Consider the following 17,950-nt stretch of genomic DNA (forward strand, 5'->3'; position numbering starts at 1 on the left):
GATGAAAATTGCAGTAATCAAAATAGATGGTTTAACAATTCATGAACATCATTTAGAAATAATATACAGTGCAGATAAATTCAGATTTTCAACAAAAGTTTTCTTTCATGAAATATCTTTCTCAGCACTGATAGAAAAATATTCTCAACAATTAATAGAACGCATTGCTGCCCATATTGCCTTATTTGAAGGCATGAAATTATGTTCATTGTTTCCCAAATACTATGATGTTTCTATAATTGCTGAAAGTTTAGCACAGCCTGTCTTGGATTTATTTGTCAAAATATACCAAGGTGTATTTGCTCAACATTGGTATGAAAATAACGTTACCAATTATCCGCAACCAGAAATTATCTATTCACAGTCTAGTTTAGGAGCAAATAACCCTGTTCCCATATTAGGAGATAATTCTACCATCCTGGCTAGTTGTGGCGGAGGTAAAGATAGTTTTCTCGCCATGCAGATGTTAGAAGAATCAGGTATTGCTTTTGCCTCAATGCAATATTCTCATAGTATTTATGGTAAAGCCGATATTCAGCATAACTTCATTTCTGGAGTCTTAGAACACCTTCATCCAGTTAAAAGCTATAAAATCTCGATTTACGATGACTTTATTGATTTTCCCTTTCTCCAACTGTATTTTCCCGAAAATTCAGGAATTACGGTACCAGAAACTCCAGTTTCCATCTTTGAATCACTATTTTTAATGTTGGATGGTGGATATAATTACTTATCTCTCGCTCATGAGAAAAGCGCAAATACTGGAAATTTATTCTGGGAGGAGTTAGGAAGAGAAGTTAACCATCAATGGGGCAAAGGTTTGGTAGCAGAAAAAATTTTAGACCAATTTATTCAAGAAAATATTTTATCTAATTTTAAATATTTCAGCCTTTTACAACCGATCTACGACTTTCGCATCTTTCAAAACTTTAGCAGATATCCTGAAGTTCTACCCAAAATTCATTCCTGTAATATTAAAAAACCTTGGTGTAAAAAATGCCCAAAATGTGCTTATGTTTGGGTGGGTTTAATGGCTTTTTTCAAACCGGATATTGTTGATGCAGTTTTTCAATCAAATTTGTTTGACGATCGAGATTTACTACCTATTTTTCGAGAAATGCTAGGCTTGTCGCAGCATACACCTTTTGAATGTATTGGCGAAATCGATGAAAGCCGTTTGATGATGAAAAAATGTTTAGAGAAAAATTTATCGGGTAAAGCCTTGGATATGTTTGCTCAAGAAATCTTATCAGACACTACTATTGATTGGCAAAAAATAGAGCAAAAATATAATTATGTTTATGAAACAGAACACTCTATTCCCGATTTGTTATTTAACCAGATTAAAGGGCAGTTATAATTGTCTTTCAGACTTAGATGATAGTTGAGGTTTAGACTCAATAAACTCATGGACAACTTGTTCAACAGGTCGAGATTGATTGTCCACCTGATAATTCATCTTTTGAATTTCTTCAGTTGAAATTAAACCAGCTATTTGACTAATGGCTACTCGTAACTCTGGATATTTTTTCAGTGTTGCTTGATTGAAGATCGGGACAGGTTGATATGGAGGAAAGTATTTTTTGTCATCTTCTAAAATGACTAAATTTAGAACCGGAATCAACCCATCAGTAGAATTGGCTGCGATTATATCTACTTTATTTTCTGCTAAGGATTTGTACATCAATCCTAGCTCCATTTGTTGAGGAGGATTGGCAAACTTTAAGCCATAAGTCTTAGCTAAACCTAGATAGCCATCTTCTCGTGCGATAAATTCATACCCAAATCCTGCTCGCCATTGGGGAGTATATTTAGCTGCTTCTGAAAGAGTTTTGATTTGCAGACGTTTGGCATCTGTGCCTCGAATAATCATAGCATAGGTATTATTAAATCCCAAAGGCTGCATGACTTCTAATTTAAATTTATGATCGTAGTCTTGTTTAACTTTTTCATAGACAAATTGAGGATTACTGATAGGTTTCTGTTTTAAGATAGATGTAAAACTTGTTCCAGTATATTCTACATAGCCAGCAATTTGACCTGTTTTTACAGCTTCATGACAGATAAAAGTTCCGCCTAAATTTAAGCGTCTATCAACCCTTAATTTAGTATGTGCTTCAATTTGTTGAGCCAATAATTCTCCGAGAATAACTTGTTCAGTGAAATTTTTAGAGCCAATCACAATTGTTGAGGGTGTTAGCCAATAGGTTAAGGCAATTAATCCCCCAACAAGTAATGTTAATATGCTCAAATAAACGACGAATTTACGATTAATTTTGAAATTTTTTTCTATTTGCTGTGTCAGATTTTTTTCTAACCATCCGAAGAGCAAATCTGCACTTAATGCGATCAAAGCTGCGGGTATTGCTCCAGCTAGAATCAGCTGATTGTTAAGCGTAGAAATCCCCCGAAAAATAAACACCCCCAACCCACCGCCACCGATGGCCGCTGCAATGGTAGCAATTCCCACAGAAATCACTGTAGCTACCCTAACTCCGGCTAAAATCACACCTAAAGCTAGGGGAATTTCTACTTGAAACAGCAATTGACTATCTGTCATTCCCATTCCCCGTCCAGCCTCTCGAATCGCCGGATCGACACTATTAATGCCAATATAAGTGTTGCGAATGACTGGGAGCAAAGCATAGAGAATTAAGGCAACGATAGCAGGAATTTTGCCAATTCCTCCGATAAATGGCACAGAAATAAGAAAGCCAAATATAGCTAAACTGGGAGTAGTTTGAATAGCGTTAGTTAGACCGATAATAGGTTGGGCTAGTTTCGGCTGGCGAGTGATGAAAATGCCTAAAGGAATGCCGATGGCGATCGCCGCCACCATCGCAATTACAACTAATATCAAATGTTCTCCGGTGCGGAGGAGAATTTCTAGGACATATCGGTTGAAAAACAAGGTTATCTCCCAATACGATTCAGTTATTTTAACCACATATATTTATTACCAAGCCCCCTCGGGGCGGGAACTCTTAACAGGGAACTCTTAACAGGGAACAGAAAAAAAATTAGCCCCGAATACAGGGTTTAAAGCCCCTAAATTTATTTATGAAAAGAGATAAAAATATTTGAAACGAGATGGCGTCAGCCACGATGTTTCAATGTGTCCTTGTACAAATCCCCTGATTTTAATTATGGGGATTTCCCTGTTGCCTGTTGCCCGTTCCCTGTTCCCTTTTAATTTTGCTTATATTAAATTCCTCAACGAGGATTATAAAAAAGTATTAAATCTCTTTCCCTCCCCTTTATAAGGGGAGGGTTAGGGTGGGGTAAAACCAGAGTTCAAACCCAAATTCCAAGCTATTTCAGACTTGTGTGTACACCGTAGCCGATGCCTTGGGGAGGTGTTGGGGGTGGGGTGTTAGGGACTTTTGCAAGAGGTCTCTACAAGAGACGCGAAATTGGACTGGGCTTGGTCTCGCTACGCTCACGCGTCTCTACATTATTTTCTTAAGCCTTTTTCAACCAGCTAAACATCGCGCGTAAATCTTTACCAACTTCCTCAATTTTGTGTTCAGCTTCTTTGCGACGCAAGGCGGTAAATCCTGGTTTACCAGCTTGGTTTTCGAGAACGAATTCTCGTGCAAATTGCCCAGATTGAATTTCGCTAAGAATCTTCTGCATTTCAGCTTTGGTTTGTTCGGTGACAATCCGCGGGCCACGGGTATAATCGCCATATTCAGCGGTATTAGAAATGCTGTCGCGCATTTTGGCTAAACCACCTTCTACAACCAAGTCAACAATCAGCTTTACTTCATGCAGACATTCAAAATAAGCCAATTCCGGTTGATAACCAGCTTCTACCAAAGTTTCAAATCCAGCTTTGATTAAAGCGCTTAAACCACCGCACAATACAGCTTGTTCGCCAAATAAATCTGTTTCGGTTTCTTCACGGAAAGTAGTTTCGAGAACACCAGCGCGAGTACCACCGATACCTTTGGCATAAGACATGGCGCGATCGCGTGCCTGACCACTGGCATCTTGATAAACTGCAAACAGCGCTGGTACACCTTCACCACTTTCATAAGTCCGGCGTACCAAATGCCCCGGCCCTTTGGGTGCTACCATCACCACATCTACGTTAGCTGGTGGTACAACTTGCCCAAAGTGAATATTGAAACCGTGGGCAAAGGCTAACACATTTCCTTCTTCTAGATTGGGTTCAATCTCGTTTTTGTAAATCGTTTTTTGGACTTCATCAGGTAACAAAATCATGATAAAGTCAGCAGCATTAGCAGCATCGGCAACATTTTTCACAGTTAAACCAGCTGCTTCAGCTTTTGCGACTGACTTACTACCCGGATATAGTCCCACAATCACATTCAAACCACTATCTTTGAGATTGAGAGCGTGGGCATGACCTTGGGAACCATAGCCGATGATAGCAATAGTTTTTCCAGCCAAAAGGTCTAAATTGGCATCTTCGTCATAATACATCCGGGCCATAGAAGCATCTCCTGTCAGCAAGCATTGTCATTAATTGGCAGACTTATGATTTTACCTCAAATTGAGTAACCACAGATGAACTGTCAAGCATTGAATTTATCTCTTTGAACTGGGGATTGGGGATTGGGGAGATGAGGAAGCAGGGGAAGAAGAACTATTAATTATTGCCCAATGCCCAATGCTGTTACATAAATCGCAACAATACAGGCTTTGAGTTTTACTTCGGCAATACTGGGGTTAACTTCATCCATCTGGGGGTAGATTATGTATACTTCGACTAAATTACCGCGCACATCTGCTTTATTTTTAAGTGCGTTATTGGGAGGGGTAATTTTCACCAGTTGCGCCTCTTCCGAACGGTCAATAAATCGGGCTTTACCTCAAATTGCAGCCGATGGCGCGGCAAATCTAGCATCTGCACCTGCTAGTGAAAGCAGTATTTCCCAAAAGGCGGAAGCTGCACCAATTACTCGTTCTCGTCCCCAACTCATCAAAAAGGCAGCAATCTCTTTGACTGTCAACTCTGTAGATCAAACTATTGATGCTGTTTCGCAAATTATCAATAAGCAGCAAGGGGATTTAATCGGGTTGAAACAACAACAACCCAAAAACGACAACCCGCGTTACACAGCAACCATACAATTGCGAATACCAGAGAACCTGCTGGAATCTACCTTAGAACAACTAGCTAAATTGGGCACTGTCGAGAGTCGTAATATCACTGCCGAAGATGTGGGCGATCGCTTGGTGGATTTCCAAGCTAGATTAACTAATTTGCAAAAAACTGAAGCCAATTTGCAAAAAATTATGGATCGGGCAGGTTCTATTAGAGATGTGCTTAGTGTTTCCCAAGAACTGAGTAATGTCCGAGAAACCATAGAACAAATTGATGCCCAACTGAAAAACCTCAAAAATCAAGTTGCTTATTCCACTATTACGCTGAACCTAGAAGCAGCAGTTTCTAGCACCAGTCCCCAACCTGCCTTCGGTTTGCAAGTTCAGGAAACTTGGAAGAAGTCTACCCATTCTTTGAGTGCATTTTCCATTGGCTTACTCAAACTGGGTATTTGGTTAATTGTTTACAGTCCCTATTTGTTAATTTTTGTTGCTCTCATCTATGGCTTTAGCCGTTGGCGGCGAACTCATTCACCACGTCTAACACAGACACCAGAATCAACTACTTCTGAGTGAACTTGCATAAACCCTACATCTACCTTTGATAAATCTATACAAGCAAAGAGGGATTCAAATATTCCCAGCACTAATAGTCTGAATCTTTCTCTTGAAAAGTTTTGTTTATCCTGTAGCCTTAATCACTTTAATACTTTTTCAAATGTAAAGAGCAATACAAAATATGTGATGACATTTTTGATACAAATTTGTTAAGAATAGTTACAATAGTCGGCATACACGATAATATTTCTTATGGTAAATTCACTTGACAATAATCCACCCCATCAAGTAATTATTGTTGGCGGTGGTTTTGGTGGACTTTATGCAGCAAAAACACTCGCCAAGGCGGCAGTAAACGTTACTCTGATTGATAAACGTAACTTTCATCTATTTCAACCCCTTTTATATCAAGTCGCCACAGGTGCCCTATCTCCCGCTGATATCTCCTCACCGTTGCGTTCTGTCCTCAGCAAGAGCAAGAATACGAAAGTGCTGCTGGGAGAGGTGAATAATATCGATCCAGAAGCCAAACACGTGACTGTGGGCAACGAAGCAATAGCTTACGATACGTTAATTGTCGCCACAGGTGCAAAGCATTCCTACTTTGGCAAAGATAACTGGGAAGAATTCGCCCCAGGCTTGAAAACTGTAGAAGATGCCATAGAAATGCGTAGCCGGATTTTTTCGGCGTTTGAAGCCGCAGAAAATGAAACCGATCCAGAAAAACGCCGTGCTTGGTTAACTTTTGTAATTGTGGGTGGTGGACCAACTGGTGTAGAGTTAGCGGGTGCGATCGCAGAATTAGCAAACCAAACTCTCAAAGAAGATTTCCGCAACATCGACACCTCAGAAGCCAAGATTTTGCTATTAGAAGGGCTGGATCGGATTTTGCCACCCTTTGCGCCAGAGTTATCACAAGAAGCGGAAGCATCCCTGACGCGCTTGGGGGTGGTTGTCCAGACAAAAACACTGGTAACAAATATTGAAAATGATGTTGTTACCCTCAAACAAGGCGATGAAGTTAAAGAAATTGCCTCAAAAACAGTATTATGGGCAGCAGGTGTGAAAGCTTCCGCAATGGGAAAAGTACTAGCAGAACACACAGGTGCGGAATGCGATCGCGCTGGACGGATTATCGTTGAACCTGACTTAAGTATTAAGGGACATCCCAACATTTTTGTAGTTGGCGACTTAGCAAATTTTTCTCATCAAAATGGTAAACCGCTACCTGGTGTTGCACCTGTAGCCAAGCAAGAAGGTGAATATGTAGCAGCATTAATTAAACAGCGGCTTGCAGGTAAAAATTTGCCACCCTTTGCTTATACCGATCATGGTAGTTTAGCGATGATTGGGCACAATTCTGCCGTGGTAGATTTGGGTTTTATCAAGCTGAAAGGTTTCTTTGCATGGCTGTTTTGGCTGGTGATTCACATCTACTTCTTAATTGAATTTAACAACAAATTAGTAGTAATGATTCAGTGGGCGTGGAACTATTTCACCCGTAATCGCGGAGCAAGATTAATTACAGGTCAAGAATCAATCACGCAGTTTGGAATTAGCGATCGCAACAGTTATTCAGCCGAGAATAAACAGCCGATAAATGTCTAATTAGTCATTAGTCATTAGTTATTAGTTATTCTCCCCCCATAGGTGTCAACTTAAGCTTGAAATAGCTTATCTGTTGGCTTCCATACCCGCCCGGAAATAAATTTTCGGGCTAATAGCTTAAGTCTACTGAAGTAGACTGGAGATTTTTGGCAATATTTAGTCATCTTCAGATGACTTTAGCTATGAGACGGGAATTTCAATTCCCGGCGGACGAGCGGTTTCACGTTAAGTTGACACCAATGTTCTCCCCCTTGCCCCCTGCCCCCTGCTCCCCTGCCTCTTCCCCACTCCCCGCCCTCATAAATTAGCAGTAAGCTATTTGAGGGCGTTTTTCATAATCTACATAATGGCAACTATTAACAACAACTACCTGAAACTGAAAGCGGGTTATCTGTTTCCAGAAATTGCTCGACGGGTGAATGCCTTTGCAGAAGCCAATCCTGGTGCTAAAGTCATCCGCCTGGGCATTGGTGATGTTACCGAACCGCTGCCAGAGGCTTGCCGCACAGCGATGATTAAAGCTGTAGAAGAAATGGGCGATCGCAATACCTTCAAAGGCTACGGCCCAGAGCAAGGCTACGCTTGGTTGCGGGAAAAAATTGCTACTCAAGATTTCCAAGCGCGGGGAGCCGATATAGATGCTTCGGAAATCTTTATCTCCGATGGTTCCAAGTGCGACACAGGCAATATTCTAGAAATCTTTGGTCATGACAACATAATTGCTGTTACCGACCCAGTTTACCCCGTGTATGTAGACACTAACGTTATGGTGGGAAATACTGGGGATGCCAACGATCAAGGCGAATTTGAGGGTTTAGTTTATCTACCAATTACGGCTGATAACAACTTCACCGCCGAGATTCCCGCAAAGAAAGTCGATTTAATTTATCTCTGCTTTCCCAATAACCCCACTGGCGCAACTGCTACCAAGGAATATCTCAAAGCTTGGGTAGACTATGCCAAAGCTAATAACTCGATTATTTTCTTTGATGCAGCCTACGAAGCTTACATTACCGATCCAGCGATTCCTCACTCAATTTATGAAATTGAAGGTGCAAGAGAAGTTGCGATCGAATTTCGGTCTTTCTCCAAGAACGCAGGCTTTACAGGAACCCGTTGCGCGTTAACTGTTGTACCAAAGACACTCACAGCAAAAGCCGCCGATGGTTCTGATGTTGAACTATGGAAACTTTGGAATCGTCGCCAGTCTACCAAATTCAACGGCGTTTCTTATATCATCCAACGTGGAGCCGAAGCGGTTTACTCCGAAGAAGGACAAGCGCAAATCAAAGGATTGGTGAGTTTCTATCTAGAAAACGCCAAAATTATCCGCGAGAAACTCACAGCCGCCGGATTAGCAGTGTATGGAGGCGTGAATGCACCTTACGTCTGGATAAAAACGCCTAATGGTTTATCCAGTTGGGAATTCTTCGATAAATTGCTGCAAACTGTCAACGTTGTCGGAACCCCTGGTTCTGGCTTTGGTGCTGCGGGTGAGGGTTACTTCCGCATTTCGGCGTTTAACAGCCGGGAGAATGTTGAAGAGGCGATGAAACGGATTGCAGAGAAGTTTAAAGTGTAGGCGATCGCTTTTGTTAAACTCATTCTATTAGTCTAAAGGTTACGGTGGGCTGTATATCCACCGCAACCTGATAGATTTTGAATTTTGAATTTTGTTAGCGCAGCGTTAGCGAGTCTGCGAGCGTCATTTTGAATTGGAGCGAAGCGATGTGACTGCTGCTATCCCCGTTTTCAAAGCTGTTAGCCAGATGCAGTTAGCACCTGGTAGCACGGTGACTATTCCTGATGTTAGCTGGGAAGAATTTGAATCTATTTTACAAGAATTGGGAGACAAAAGAAATACACGAATTGCCTACAGCCAGGGTACTTTAGAAATTATGGCTCCTTTACCAGAACATGAAATTCCCAAAGATTTAATTTCTGATATTGTCAAAATATTGCTCAAGGCTAAAGATATCAGATACCAACCTTTTGGTTCTACGACCTTTAAACGGCAAGGTTTAGCAGGAGTTGAACCTGATGCTTGCTTTTATATTCAAAATTATCAACAAATGATTGGTCATCGCCGCTTACAATCTGATGATCCGCCGCCAGATTTAGCAATTGAGACTGATGTCACATCAAAAACTACTCTCGATGCTTATGAAGCCATTGGAGTCCCAGAATTATGGGTTTACGATAGCGGGAGTCTTTCTATTTATTTGCTGAAAGAGGGTAAATATATAAAATCTAACACCAGTCCTAATTTTGAAAATATAGCTATTACTCAAATTATTCCTGCTGCTGTGGAACGTAGTTGGCAAGTAGGAAGTTTTCAAGCTTTGGAAGAATTGGAAGCCGCCAGGGCAAGTAATAATTTAGACTTTTCAAACAACCTCTTACTTTATACAAGAACGCTCCCGATTGTATATCCATTAATTGCATCAATAAATTATTTCTGAGAATTACTTCCTCATTCTTCGCCATCATCAGGTAAATCAACTTTTGGCTCAATTTTTTCTCGTCCATAATTAGCCAAAGTCACCCCTTCTTCTAAATATACAGCAGAGTATTTACTCAACCCAATACGCTGTGATGAGTAAATTCCTGAATGGCCTGAAAATAAATAGCTCACTATACAGCCAAGACCAATAAATACCCCCGATTCCAGACCAAATAGTTCAATTCCCATTAAGGTTGATGCCAAAGGTGTATTTGCTGCACCCGCAAACACACCTACAAATCCCATTCCTGCTAAAAGTGGTGCAGGTAATGCTAAAAGCAACGATAAAGCATTACCTAAAGTTGCACCAATAAAAAACAAAGGGGTCACTTCCCCACCCTTAAAACCGGCTCCTAAAGTTAAAGCAGTCAAGCCCAATTTGGCTGCAAAATCCCAAGGAGGTAGCTGAGTGAAAAAAGAATCAACAATAGTAGGGATACCAAGCCCAATGTATTTAGTTGTACCACTCAACCCAACAATTGCTGCTATCATCGCACCACCTATAAAAGGACGCATTGGAGGATAAGATATTTTTGCTTTAAAGAAGTGACTAATTTGGTGAGTTATTTTAGCAAAAAATCTTGCGACAATTCCAAAAATTGCACCTGCGATAATGGCAGAAATCAATCCCCAAATTGTGAGCGTCGGTATAGAGGGAGCGTGTCGGTATGCTGTATGATGTAAACCTAATAGTAAGGTGACTTGATTTCCAACGATCGCGGCAATTAAAGAAGGAAAAAGAGCATCGTAATGAATTTTACCAATGGCTAAAACTTCTAGACCAAATACTGTTCCAGCTAAGGGAGTACCGAAAACGGAAGCGAATCCTCCACTGATACCTGCTGTTAACAAAATTCGCCGATTAGCCCCTTTAAAATGCAATATTTTAGTTAACTGGTCTGCCAAAGAAGCACCCATTTGTAATGCTGTACCTTCACGACCGGCTGAACCACCAAAAAAATGGGTAAGGTCTGTTCCTAGTAAAACTAGAGGAGCCATACGGAAGGGAATAATATTTTTGGGGTTATGAATTTCTTCAAGTAAAAGGTTATTTCCTGCTTCTACAGTCCGACCAAATTGATGATAAATCCAACCACTTAAGAAGCCGCCAAGGGGAAGCAAGGCGATAATCCACCGATGCGATTCTCGCCAATCAGTTGCCCATTCTAATGATGCTAAAAGAGCCGCAGAGGCAGTTCCAGCAAGAATGCCGACCACAAAAGAGATGGGCAACCACTTAATTAGATGAGGTAACGCAATAAATGGTTCAAACTGACGAAAGTGTTTCATACCATGACTCCTTGAAGTGCGATTTGTAGACAAATACTTTCTACAGGAGAGTCAGGTAATGCATTTAGCCAAGCCCTACTCTCCCGCAGTTAGCAAGGAAAGTAGGAGCCATCAGCCTTCCAATTGAAAGTTTATCGTGTTGGAAAGGCGGTTTTGGCGAGCTCCATCGCCGTTAATAGTTCACTTAATAGTACCATTTTTGCTGTAGGTCAATGGTTATGGAGCGCTCACTTAGTTGACAAATAAATAGACAAATATATACACTCATAGACAAAACTGTGGGTGTATATGTTTAAGCCTCATGAATTTGCTCCTAAGATTGGAGTATCGGTCAAAACCCTACAAAGATGGGATGCTGCCGGAAAGCTCCCAGCTAAAAGAACTTTGTCAGGGCATCGTTTCTACACCGAAGATGATTTATTGATAGCGCAAGGGTTAAAACCAATTGAGGAAAAGCGAAAGGTTATTGTTTACTGCCGCGTATCTTCCAGTGGTCAAAAGCCTGAACTCAAAAATCAAGTCATAGCGATGGAGACTTTTTGTCTGAATCGTGGTTTAGCCGTTGATGATTGGGTATCGGAAATAGGGGGAGGGTTGAATTTCAAAAGGAAGAAATTCTTGTCAATCATGATGTCCATGCTTAAAGGCGAGATTTCGACAATTGTCGTAGCCCATAAAGATAGAATGTGCCGTTTTGCTTTTGAATTTATTCAGGAATTAGCTACTTCTGTTGGCTGTGAGATTGTAGTTGCAAACCAGGAATCACTATCCCCACAGCAAGAATTAGTTGAAGATTTGATGGCTATTATCCATTGCTTTTCCTGCCGTCTATACGGATTGCGTAACTACTCTAAAGAAATAAAGGATCATCTTAAAAAAACTATTGACAATCCTACCCAGTCTATGAAAAAATTTGACAAGAAAGAAATCCAGTGTTGAGGTCGAGCAATGCTTTTATCCATCAAAACAAAGTTGAAACTGAGTAAAAACCAAGAAGTAATTATGTGTAAACACGCAGGCATTGCGAGGTTTACATATAACTGGGGTTTGGCTACTTGGAATAATCTTTACTCATCTGGATTAAAGCCTAACAAATATATCCTGAAAAAATTCTTTAACAACCACGTAAAACCGGAATTTACATGGATTAAGGAAACGGGTATTTGTCAAAAAATCACCCAATACGCTTTCGATAATTTAGGTGACTCTTTCTCTAGATTCTTCTCGGGTATTGGTGGTTATCCTAACTTCAAAAAGAAAGGACACCACGATTCTTTTACTATAGATGCTAGTGGAAAACCCATCCCAGTCGGTGGTAAATCAGTAAAACTGCCTACGATTGGTTGGGTAAGAACTTACGAAGGTTTACCCCACACAACCTGTAAATCAATCACAATATCACGCACTGCTGATAGTTGGTTTATTGCTTTGGCTTACGAGCAAGATCGCGTTCCGACTGTTAAGCCGCACGATGTTGTGGGAGTCGATTTAGGGGTCAAGGAACTGGCTACGCTCTCTACTGGGGTGGTGTTTCCTAATCCCAAACACTACAAAACTAATCTAGAAAAACTCAGAAGACTATCTATTCGGTTTGCTAGAAAAAGTTTTGGGTCTAAGAACAGATATAAAGCTAAAATCCAACTCGCCAAACATCATGCTAGGGTAGCTAATCTCAGAAAAGATACGATCCACCAAATCACTACTTTCTTATGCAAAAACCACGCAAAAATAGTAGTAGAAGATTTGAACGTTTCTGGGATGCTAACTAACCATAAATTAGCCCAAGTCATTGCTGATTGCGGTTACCATGAGTTGAAACGCCAGTTGGAATATAAGGCTAAAAAGTTCGGTTGTGAAATCATCATTGCTAGCCGTTGGTTCCCTTCTAGTAAAACCTGTTCTAATTGTGGATATATTCAAGATATGCCTCTCAAAGAAAGAACTTACAACTGTGGAAGTTGTGGTCATTCGATGGACAGGGATTTGAACGCGGCAATTAATTTATCACGGTTGGCTTCATCGTGAAAGCTTACTGAGGGATAACCGCTCCCATGCTCCCGTTGAAGTAAGAAGTAAATATCTAGACTTGTCTAGGATTTATATAGCAGTTGTACCAATTTTATACCAAAGCTTCAAGCGATCGCCTGTTAAGTTTTCAGCAAAAAAATCGCCCCCTGAATTCAGGAGGCGCATCACCAAGGTGGTGTAGAGACGCGAAATTCCGCGTCTCTAGTTTTAACTAGCAACGTATTCTTTGACATTGGCACGACGGCGACGCAGATGAGCTAAAGCTTGATGCTCTAACTGACGGACGCGTTCACGGCTGAGACTCAATCTCTCACCCACTTTCGCCAATGACATTTCATTACCATCTTCTAAACCAAAGCGCAGGGCTACAACTTCTCGCTGTTGCGGAGTTAGTTCCGCTAGCAGGTTGTTCAAGTCTTGGCGTAAGAATTCCTGGTTGGTGTAATACTCTGGTGATGGGCCATCATCTTCGAGCATTTCTTGCAACTCGGTATCCTGGTTCTCACCAACTCGCACATCCAAAGACACTGGTTGACGAGCCATATTTAGGTACTCGCGAATCTGAGCAGGTTCTAGTTCTAGTGCTTTGGCAATTTCGGCTGGAGTCGGCGATCGCCCCAAGGTTTGAGCTAACTCGCGTTGGACTTTTTTGATTTTGTTCAGTTTCTCGGTAATATGAATCGGTAAGCGTATGGTACGACCTTGTTGAGCGATCGCGCGGGTAATTGCTTGGCGAATCCACCAGTAAGCATAAGTCGAGAACTTATAACCCCTCATTGGGTCAAATTTCTCTACACCCCGCTCTAATCCTAGTGTTCCTTCCTGAATTAAATCCAGAAACTCCATATTCCGCTTTTGATATTTTTTGGCAATAGCAACGACCAAGCGCAAATTCGCTTCGATCATTTTTTGCTTTGCCCGCTTACCTTGCGCGACCGTTTGCTGTACCTCGGTTTCCGATTGTTGAACGTGATCAGCCCACTCTGACATATTCGGTTCGCGTTGCAGTTTCTTCGCCAAAGCTTCCTTGGCGTCGATCAGCGTCATCATTTGCTGTACCTGCTTCCCAAAGACAATTTCTTGTTCGCGGGTTAGCAGTGGTACACGACCAATTTCTCGCAGATAGGTTCGCACCATATCAGCCGTGAATTTGGTATTGAGGTTTTCTGTTTGGGTATTGATAGTAGGCATTGGTGCGATGTCCTCTACTCCGTAAATATAATGTATATTTTCTTACTAAGATGCCTGGAAAAAGTAGTACATCTATCACGAAATATCGGGAGCTACCAAAAGCAATTAATCAGTTGATATAGCCGTTGTTATGACGGTAAGCTCCCAATGATAGGTTCCCCTACTTCCCTAAATTTTTAATCTTTTATAAGCACGCTAGTTGTTTTTGAGAATTTTTGTTTTGGGCTGTTACTAATACCAATAGGCAAATCCGAAGTCGGTATGAGTTCTACTTAACTTTATAGTACGACAAATCAGGCAGATAGTAAACTATCTTAAGATAAAGCCTAGAATTATAATTCAAAAGCGGTAGTTAGAGAAAAATTTTAAACTTCCTTGAAATTACTTACTATATCTATAGTGACGCCAAAAACCCCTCTTCTGTTGCCAAAAACTAGCCGGATAACCGAACTGAATTGGCTGTGACAATGGAGGGATGTTACGAATTGGGCATGGGGACTGGGGACTGGGGATTGGGGATTGGGGACTGGGGATTGGGGACTGGGGATTGGGGACTAGGGATTGGGGAGATGGGGAAGAAGAACTATTAATTATTGCCCAATGACCAATGACCAATGACTATCTAAAATCCCAGGTCGGCTTTGGCTAGTTCAGCAGCGGCGAATACTTCTGCATCAGGTTTTTCTTCCCAGGCTGGTTCACCAATTTCTTCGTAAAAGGTTGCGTCGTAAGGTCGGGTACGTACTACTACCGGCATAGGAACGGCGTGGCCCAAAATTAAGGCTTGTTGTTTCGAGTCTAGCTTTGCCAACACCGATCGCAGTCCACTACCACCAGATACACCTGTAAAAATTGCGTCAATGTCTTTTTCATCATTCAGCAAAGCGGTAATGCGAGTCCCAATCTGGGACATAACTTCATTATCTATGCCTGATGGACGTTGATCAACTACCAAAAGTGTGACAAAATACTTACGCAGTTCGCGGGCAATAGTCCCAAAGATGGTACTTTGTACCACAGCCGGGTCTAAAAAACGATGCGCCTCTTCAATGGTAATCATCAATGGCGTGGGGCGATCGCTAGGATTTTTGCTTTGCAGAAATTTATCTGCTTTCTTGACGTAATGCTCGTGAATACGCCTGGTGATCATATTCGTCACCAACATATAAGAGAGCATATTAGACTGGGAACCAAATTCTATCACAACATTCTTCCCAGATTCCAGGCATTGCACAATTTTACTAATGTAATTCTGGGGGCAAACTGCTCGCATATACTTCAAGCTATCCATCCGCAAGAGTTTGCGCTGCAATGCCATAATCGAGCCTTTGTGTCCGCGCTTCTCGTCGCAGAACATCTCGATTTCTTCGTTGGTCATATTTAACAGCTGGACAATCCAAGACTTGCCAAATTCGCTGTACAAAATATTAGCGTTATCTAATGCTGCATCAGAGAGTCCTAAATCTCGGCTACATAACTTAATATCTTCAACTTCTATTTGCTCATAGCTCAAATAAAGTTCTTGAGCATCACGCACACCACGACGCTTGGTCGATTCTGGGTCAAGGGTGTAAACTTCTACTTTACTAGGAAAAAGTTGCTTTAAGCCTTTAACAGTATTGACGTTTTTACCTTCTGCAACGGCTTCCCAGCCATACTCCGAGTGCATATCAAAAATCAAATTTACTGCCGCATTTTTACGGATAATGCCAGCTAAAAGTAGCCGTGTGAGAAAGGATTTACCAGTACCAGATTTCCCAAAGACCCCATTACTCCGTTCCACAAAGCGGTTTAAGTCGATACAAACGGGCACATCCATATCCAGAGGTTTGCCTATGGAAAAGTTGCGCCTTTGGGGGTCATCTTCCCAACCAAATACCCGACGAAAATCGTCAACACTGGCTTCGTAAACTTGACTAAAGTGGCTAGGAATAGTTTTAACAGGCAACAATTCCATCGTCGTGCTGGTTTGTGGCACAAATGAAGCCAAACCCGTCATCGACGGGATAAAGGGATTTGCCGATTTACCATTTGTTGGGGAGAAAGATTCTTCAGATTCGGGAGTAAACATCAACATCGGCGCGAGGTTGATAGTACCGTAAGTACCACTTCCGGCTAAAACATCTCGTAAAAAAGTGTCTTCCCAACTGGGGGGATTAGCAATAATTCGGGCATTAGCAGCTCCCAATGCGACATCTGTCAGCATACAAAAAAAACGCGATCGCATCCCTTGCACAACGAGAAATTTACCTACCCGCATATCTTCTACAGAAATGTCAGGATGCAATCGTACTTCTAAACCTTCAGTTAAAGAACCTTGAATGACCGAACCTAATGGCTGTACCGAATTCATCTGATTAGTCATTTGTTATTTGGGCATTGGGCATTGGGCATTGGGCATTGGGCATTGGTAATTGGTAATTGGTTATCTCTGTTCCTTGTCTTTTTGTCTTTTTGTCCCATACCCCATGCCCCATGCCCAATGCCCCATGCCCGATTACCTAATCAATCTGAATCGAAGTTGGCGCACCCCCTGTTGCTGAAGTGCTGCTGATTAAAGGTTTGCGGAATTGAGTGTAAAGGCGATCGCGCCAGGTAAAGAATGGTTCATAATCTATATTCTCGGCAAAAATTGGCAATCCTTTTCCTCTGATAGAAGCTGGTAAATCCAGATAGGGGCCAGGGGGGAACTTGAGCAATATCGATAAGCCAGCCACCGCTAAGTCAGCTAGAGTCGGCTCATCTCCTGTTAAATAGGGACTATCTGCCAATAATAACGTCAAGGCTTCCAAATCTTGTTTTAAAGATGCGATCGCTGACTGTATCACATCTGGACTGTAACCAACGCCAAAACCGAACAGTGTCAGAAAATCACTAGGTACTCCTCCAACCAGACTTTTAAATATATCTGGTGTTGAAGTGGGTAATAAAGACTTACGGAAATTTTGATCTTGACTTATAGCCGCAAATAGTGCTTTGCGACCTTTAATGCCGATGGACTCATCCGCCCATTCTTCTATTAATAAAGTTAAACCCCGTTGTTTAGGATCTTGCGGTATTATCGGGCGATCGGGATACTCTAAGTCTAAATACTTAGCTATCTCGGTAGAATCCGCAATATATTTATTACGATCCTTTAATACCGGGACTTGTCTTTGACCAGTCAGCCGGAACAGTTCTACCTGTCCAATCCCCGGTGTCACCTCTATTTTGCGGTAATCTAGTCCTTTAAAATCTAGAATTAGGCGCACTTTCTCTGAGTATTGAGAGAGTTCCCATTGGTATAATTCCAGCATCTGTTGGATACCTTGTAACTGGTCAACTTCTTAGCTTTACAATTGTATCTTTACTTTAAGTAATTTTTATTGGCATTAGTTGCCGAGTTGTCTATTTAATTGACATTCTGGTTTAACTGATGCTTGCTTTTTGGTAAGGTTATTGATTTTAAAAATATTGTTATGTTGTTTTCTGATTTACTAAATCATTGAATTTGGTATATACAGCAGATTTCAGGTAAATGAGGTACAAAATTTCATAAAAAAGCCATATAACAAGAGACTTTAAACTCTGTTCCCTATTCCCTATTCCCTGCTGTATGTACAAGTTAATAGGAGTTTCAAAGCCTCTCGATCTTTCGGCGAGAGGAATGGAAGTGGGATTTTTATTATACTTTGCGACTTTTCACACATTCTTAGAATT

At 41.3% G+C, this 17,950-nt stretch carries 14 protein-coding genes and 1 riboswitch; of the genes, 8 read left to right on the forward strand and 6 right to left on the reverse strand.

All coding sequences use genetic code 11. The features are described 5' to 3' along the window. Position 1: 1 nt before the first annotated feature. Entirely contained in the window at positions 2–1,360 is a 1,359-nt protein-coding gene (locus tag V7K67_RS09860; protein ID WP_335166322.1) for a hypothetical protein, read from the forward strand. On the opposite strand, the gene V7K67_RS09865 is transcribed toward V7K67_RS09860, so the two are convergent. Together V7K67_RS09865 and ilvC are read right to left on the reverse strand one after the other, a co-directional pair. Continuing rightward, positions 1,355–2,911, reverse strand: coding sequence for a glycine betaine ABC transporter substrate-binding protein (locus V7K67_RS09865; protein ID WP_335166324.1), 1,557 nt, complete (start codon positions 2,909–2,911; stop codon positions 1,355–1,357). The two genes, V7K67_RS09860 and V7K67_RS09865, sit on opposite strands and share 6 nt — an antisense overlap. A 551-nt stretch (positions 2,912–3,462) precedes the next feature. Beyond that, positions 3,463–4,458 carry a ketol-acid reductoisomerase gene (gene ilvC, locus V7K67_RS09870; protein ID WP_334709877.1) on the reverse strand — a complete coding sequence of 332 codons (996 nt, stop codon included), beginning with the start codon at positions 4,456–4,458 and terminating at the stop codon, positions 3,463–3,465. A 264-nt stretch (positions 4,459–4,722) separates the two neighbouring features. On the opposite strand from ilvC, the gene V7K67_RS09875 reads away from it, so the two are divergent. The 4 genes from V7K67_RS09875 (at position 4,723) to V7K67_RS09890 (ending at position 9,701) form a co-directional block, all read left to right on the forward strand. After that, complete coding sequence (locus V7K67_RS09875) at positions 4,723–5,649, forward strand: DUF4349 domain-containing protein (protein WP_334731547.1); 927 nt, start codon at positions 4,723–4,725, stop codon at positions 5,647–5,649. A gap of 234 nt (positions 5,650–5,883) precedes the next feature. Further along, positions 5,884–7,239, forward strand: a complete 1,356-nt coding sequence (locus V7K67_RS09880; RefSeq protein ID WP_335166327.1) for an NAD(P)/FAD-dependent oxidoreductase — start codon at positions 5,884–5,886, stop codon at positions 7,237–7,239. Between the two features lie 346 nt (positions 7,240–7,585). Then, positions 7,586–8,821, forward strand: a complete 1,236-nt coding sequence (locus V7K67_RS09885) for an LL-diaminopimelate aminotransferase (RefSeq protein ID WP_334731545.1) — start codon at positions 7,586–7,588, stop codon at positions 8,819–8,821. A 148-nt stretch (positions 8,822–8,969) separates the two neighbouring features. After that, on the forward strand, positions 8,970–9,701 hold the full coding sequence (locus V7K67_RS09890) for a Uma2 family endonuclease (RefSeq protein ID WP_334731544.1): 732 nt from the start codon (positions 8,970–8,972) through the stop codon (positions 9,699–9,701). An 11-nt stretch (positions 9,702–9,712) separates the two neighbouring features. Here the strand turns inward: V7K67_RS09890 and V7K67_RS09895 are convergent, their stop codons facing one another. Further along, the gene (locus V7K67_RS09895) at positions 9,713–11,032 is read right to left on the reverse strand and encodes a voltage-gated chloride channel family protein (protein ID WP_335166329.1); all 1,320 of its coding nucleotides are present in this window, start codon (positions 11,030–11,032) and stop codon (positions 9,713–9,715) included. 95 nt (positions 11,033–11,127) lie between these two features. Further along, a riboswitch (Fluoride riboswitch) is annotated at positions 11,128–11,212 on the reverse strand. A 108-nt stretch (positions 11,213–11,320) separates the two neighbouring features. Between V7K67_RS09895 and V7K67_RS09900 the strand changes: the two genes are divergently transcribed. Continuing rightward, positions 11,321–11,971, forward strand: a complete 651-nt coding sequence (locus V7K67_RS09900) for an IS607 family transposase (protein ID WP_335166331.1) — start codon at positions 11,321–11,323, stop codon at positions 11,969–11,971. A gap of 9 nt (positions 11,972–11,980) precedes the next feature. Next, entirely contained in the window at positions 11,981–13,057 is a 1,077-nt protein-coding gene (locus V7K67_RS09905) for an RNA-guided endonuclease InsQ/TnpB family protein (protein WP_335166333.1), read from the forward strand. 210 nt (positions 13,058–13,267) lie between these two features. Here V7K67_RS09905 and V7K67_RS09910 read toward each other — a convergent pair whose 3' ends face one another. Further along, entirely contained in the window at positions 13,268–14,251 is a 984-nt protein-coding gene (locus V7K67_RS09910) for an RNA polymerase sigma factor, RpoD/SigA family (protein WP_334709869.1), read from the reverse strand. 475 nt (positions 14,252–14,726) lie between these two features. On the opposite strand from V7K67_RS09910, the gene V7K67_RS09915 reads away from it, so the two are divergent. Then, entirely contained in the window at positions 14,727–14,855 is a 129-nt protein-coding gene (locus V7K67_RS09915; protein ID WP_334731542.1) for a hypothetical protein, read from the forward strand. Between the two features lie 18 nt (positions 14,856–14,873). On the opposite strand, the gene V7K67_RS09920 is transcribed toward V7K67_RS09915, so the two are convergent. Next, positions 14,874–16,604 carry an ATP-binding protein gene (locus V7K67_RS09920; RefSeq protein WP_335166344.1) on the reverse strand — a complete coding sequence of 577 codons (1,731 nt, stop codon included), beginning with the start codon at positions 16,602–16,604 and terminating at the stop codon, positions 14,874–14,876. A 148-nt stretch (positions 16,605–16,752) separates the two neighbouring features. Then, complete coding sequence (locus V7K67_RS09925) at positions 16,753–17,547, reverse strand: glutathione S-transferase family protein (RefSeq protein WP_334731541.1); 795 nt, start codon at positions 17,545–17,547, stop codon at positions 16,753–16,755. Positions 17,548–17,950: the final 403 nt, after the last annotated feature.

This window comes from Nostoc sp. (assembly GCF_036917155.1).
In the GTDB taxonomy this organism is placed as follows: domain Bacteria; phylum Cyanobacteriota; class Cyanobacteriia; order Cyanobacteriales; family Nostocaceae; genus Nostoc.

Coding starts and splice junctions, on each gene's coding strand:
- V7K67_RS09860 (WP_335166322.1), top strand. CDS start 2: ATGAAAATTGCAGTAATCAAAATAGATGGTTTAACAATTCATGAACAT.
- ilvC (WP_334709877.1), bottom strand. CDS start 4,458: ATGGCCCGGATGTATTATGACGAAGATGCCAATTTAGACCTTTTGGCT.
- V7K67_RS09875 (WP_334731547.1), top strand. CDS start 4,723: ATGTATACTTCGACTAAATTACCGCGCACATCTGCTTTATTTTTAAGT.
- V7K67_RS09880 (WP_335166327.1), top strand. CDS start 5,884: ATGGTAAATTCACTTGACAATAATCCACCCCATCAAGTAATTATTGTT.
- V7K67_RS09885 (WP_334731545.1), top strand. CDS start 7,586: ATGGCAACTATTAACAACAACTACCTGAAACTGAAAGCGGGTTATCTG.
- V7K67_RS09895 (WP_335166329.1), bottom strand. CDS start 11,032: ATGAAACACTTTCGTCAGTTTGAACCATTTATTGCGTTACCTCATCTA.
- V7K67_RS09900 (WP_335166331.1), top strand. CDS start 11,321: ATGTTTAAGCCTCATGAATTTGCTCCTAAGATTGGAGTATCGGTCAAA.
- V7K67_RS09905 (WP_335166333.1), top strand. CDS start 11,981: ATGCTTTTATCCATCAAAACAAAGTTGAAACTGAGTAAAAACCAAGAA.
- V7K67_RS09910 (WP_334709869.1), bottom strand. CDS start 14,251: ATGCCTACTATCAATACCCAAACAGAAAACCTCAATACCAAATTCACG.
- V7K67_RS09915 (WP_334731542.1), top strand. CDS start 14,727: ATGTTACGAATTGGGCATGGGGACTGGGGACTGGGGATTGGGGATTGG.
- V7K67_RS09920 (WP_335166344.1), bottom strand. CDS start 16,604: ATGAATTCGGTACAGCCATTAGGTTCGGTCATTCAAGGTTCTTTAACT.
- V7K67_RS09925 (WP_334731541.1), bottom strand. CDS start 17,547: ATGCTGGAATTATACCAATGGGAACTCTCTCAATACTCAGAGAAAGTG.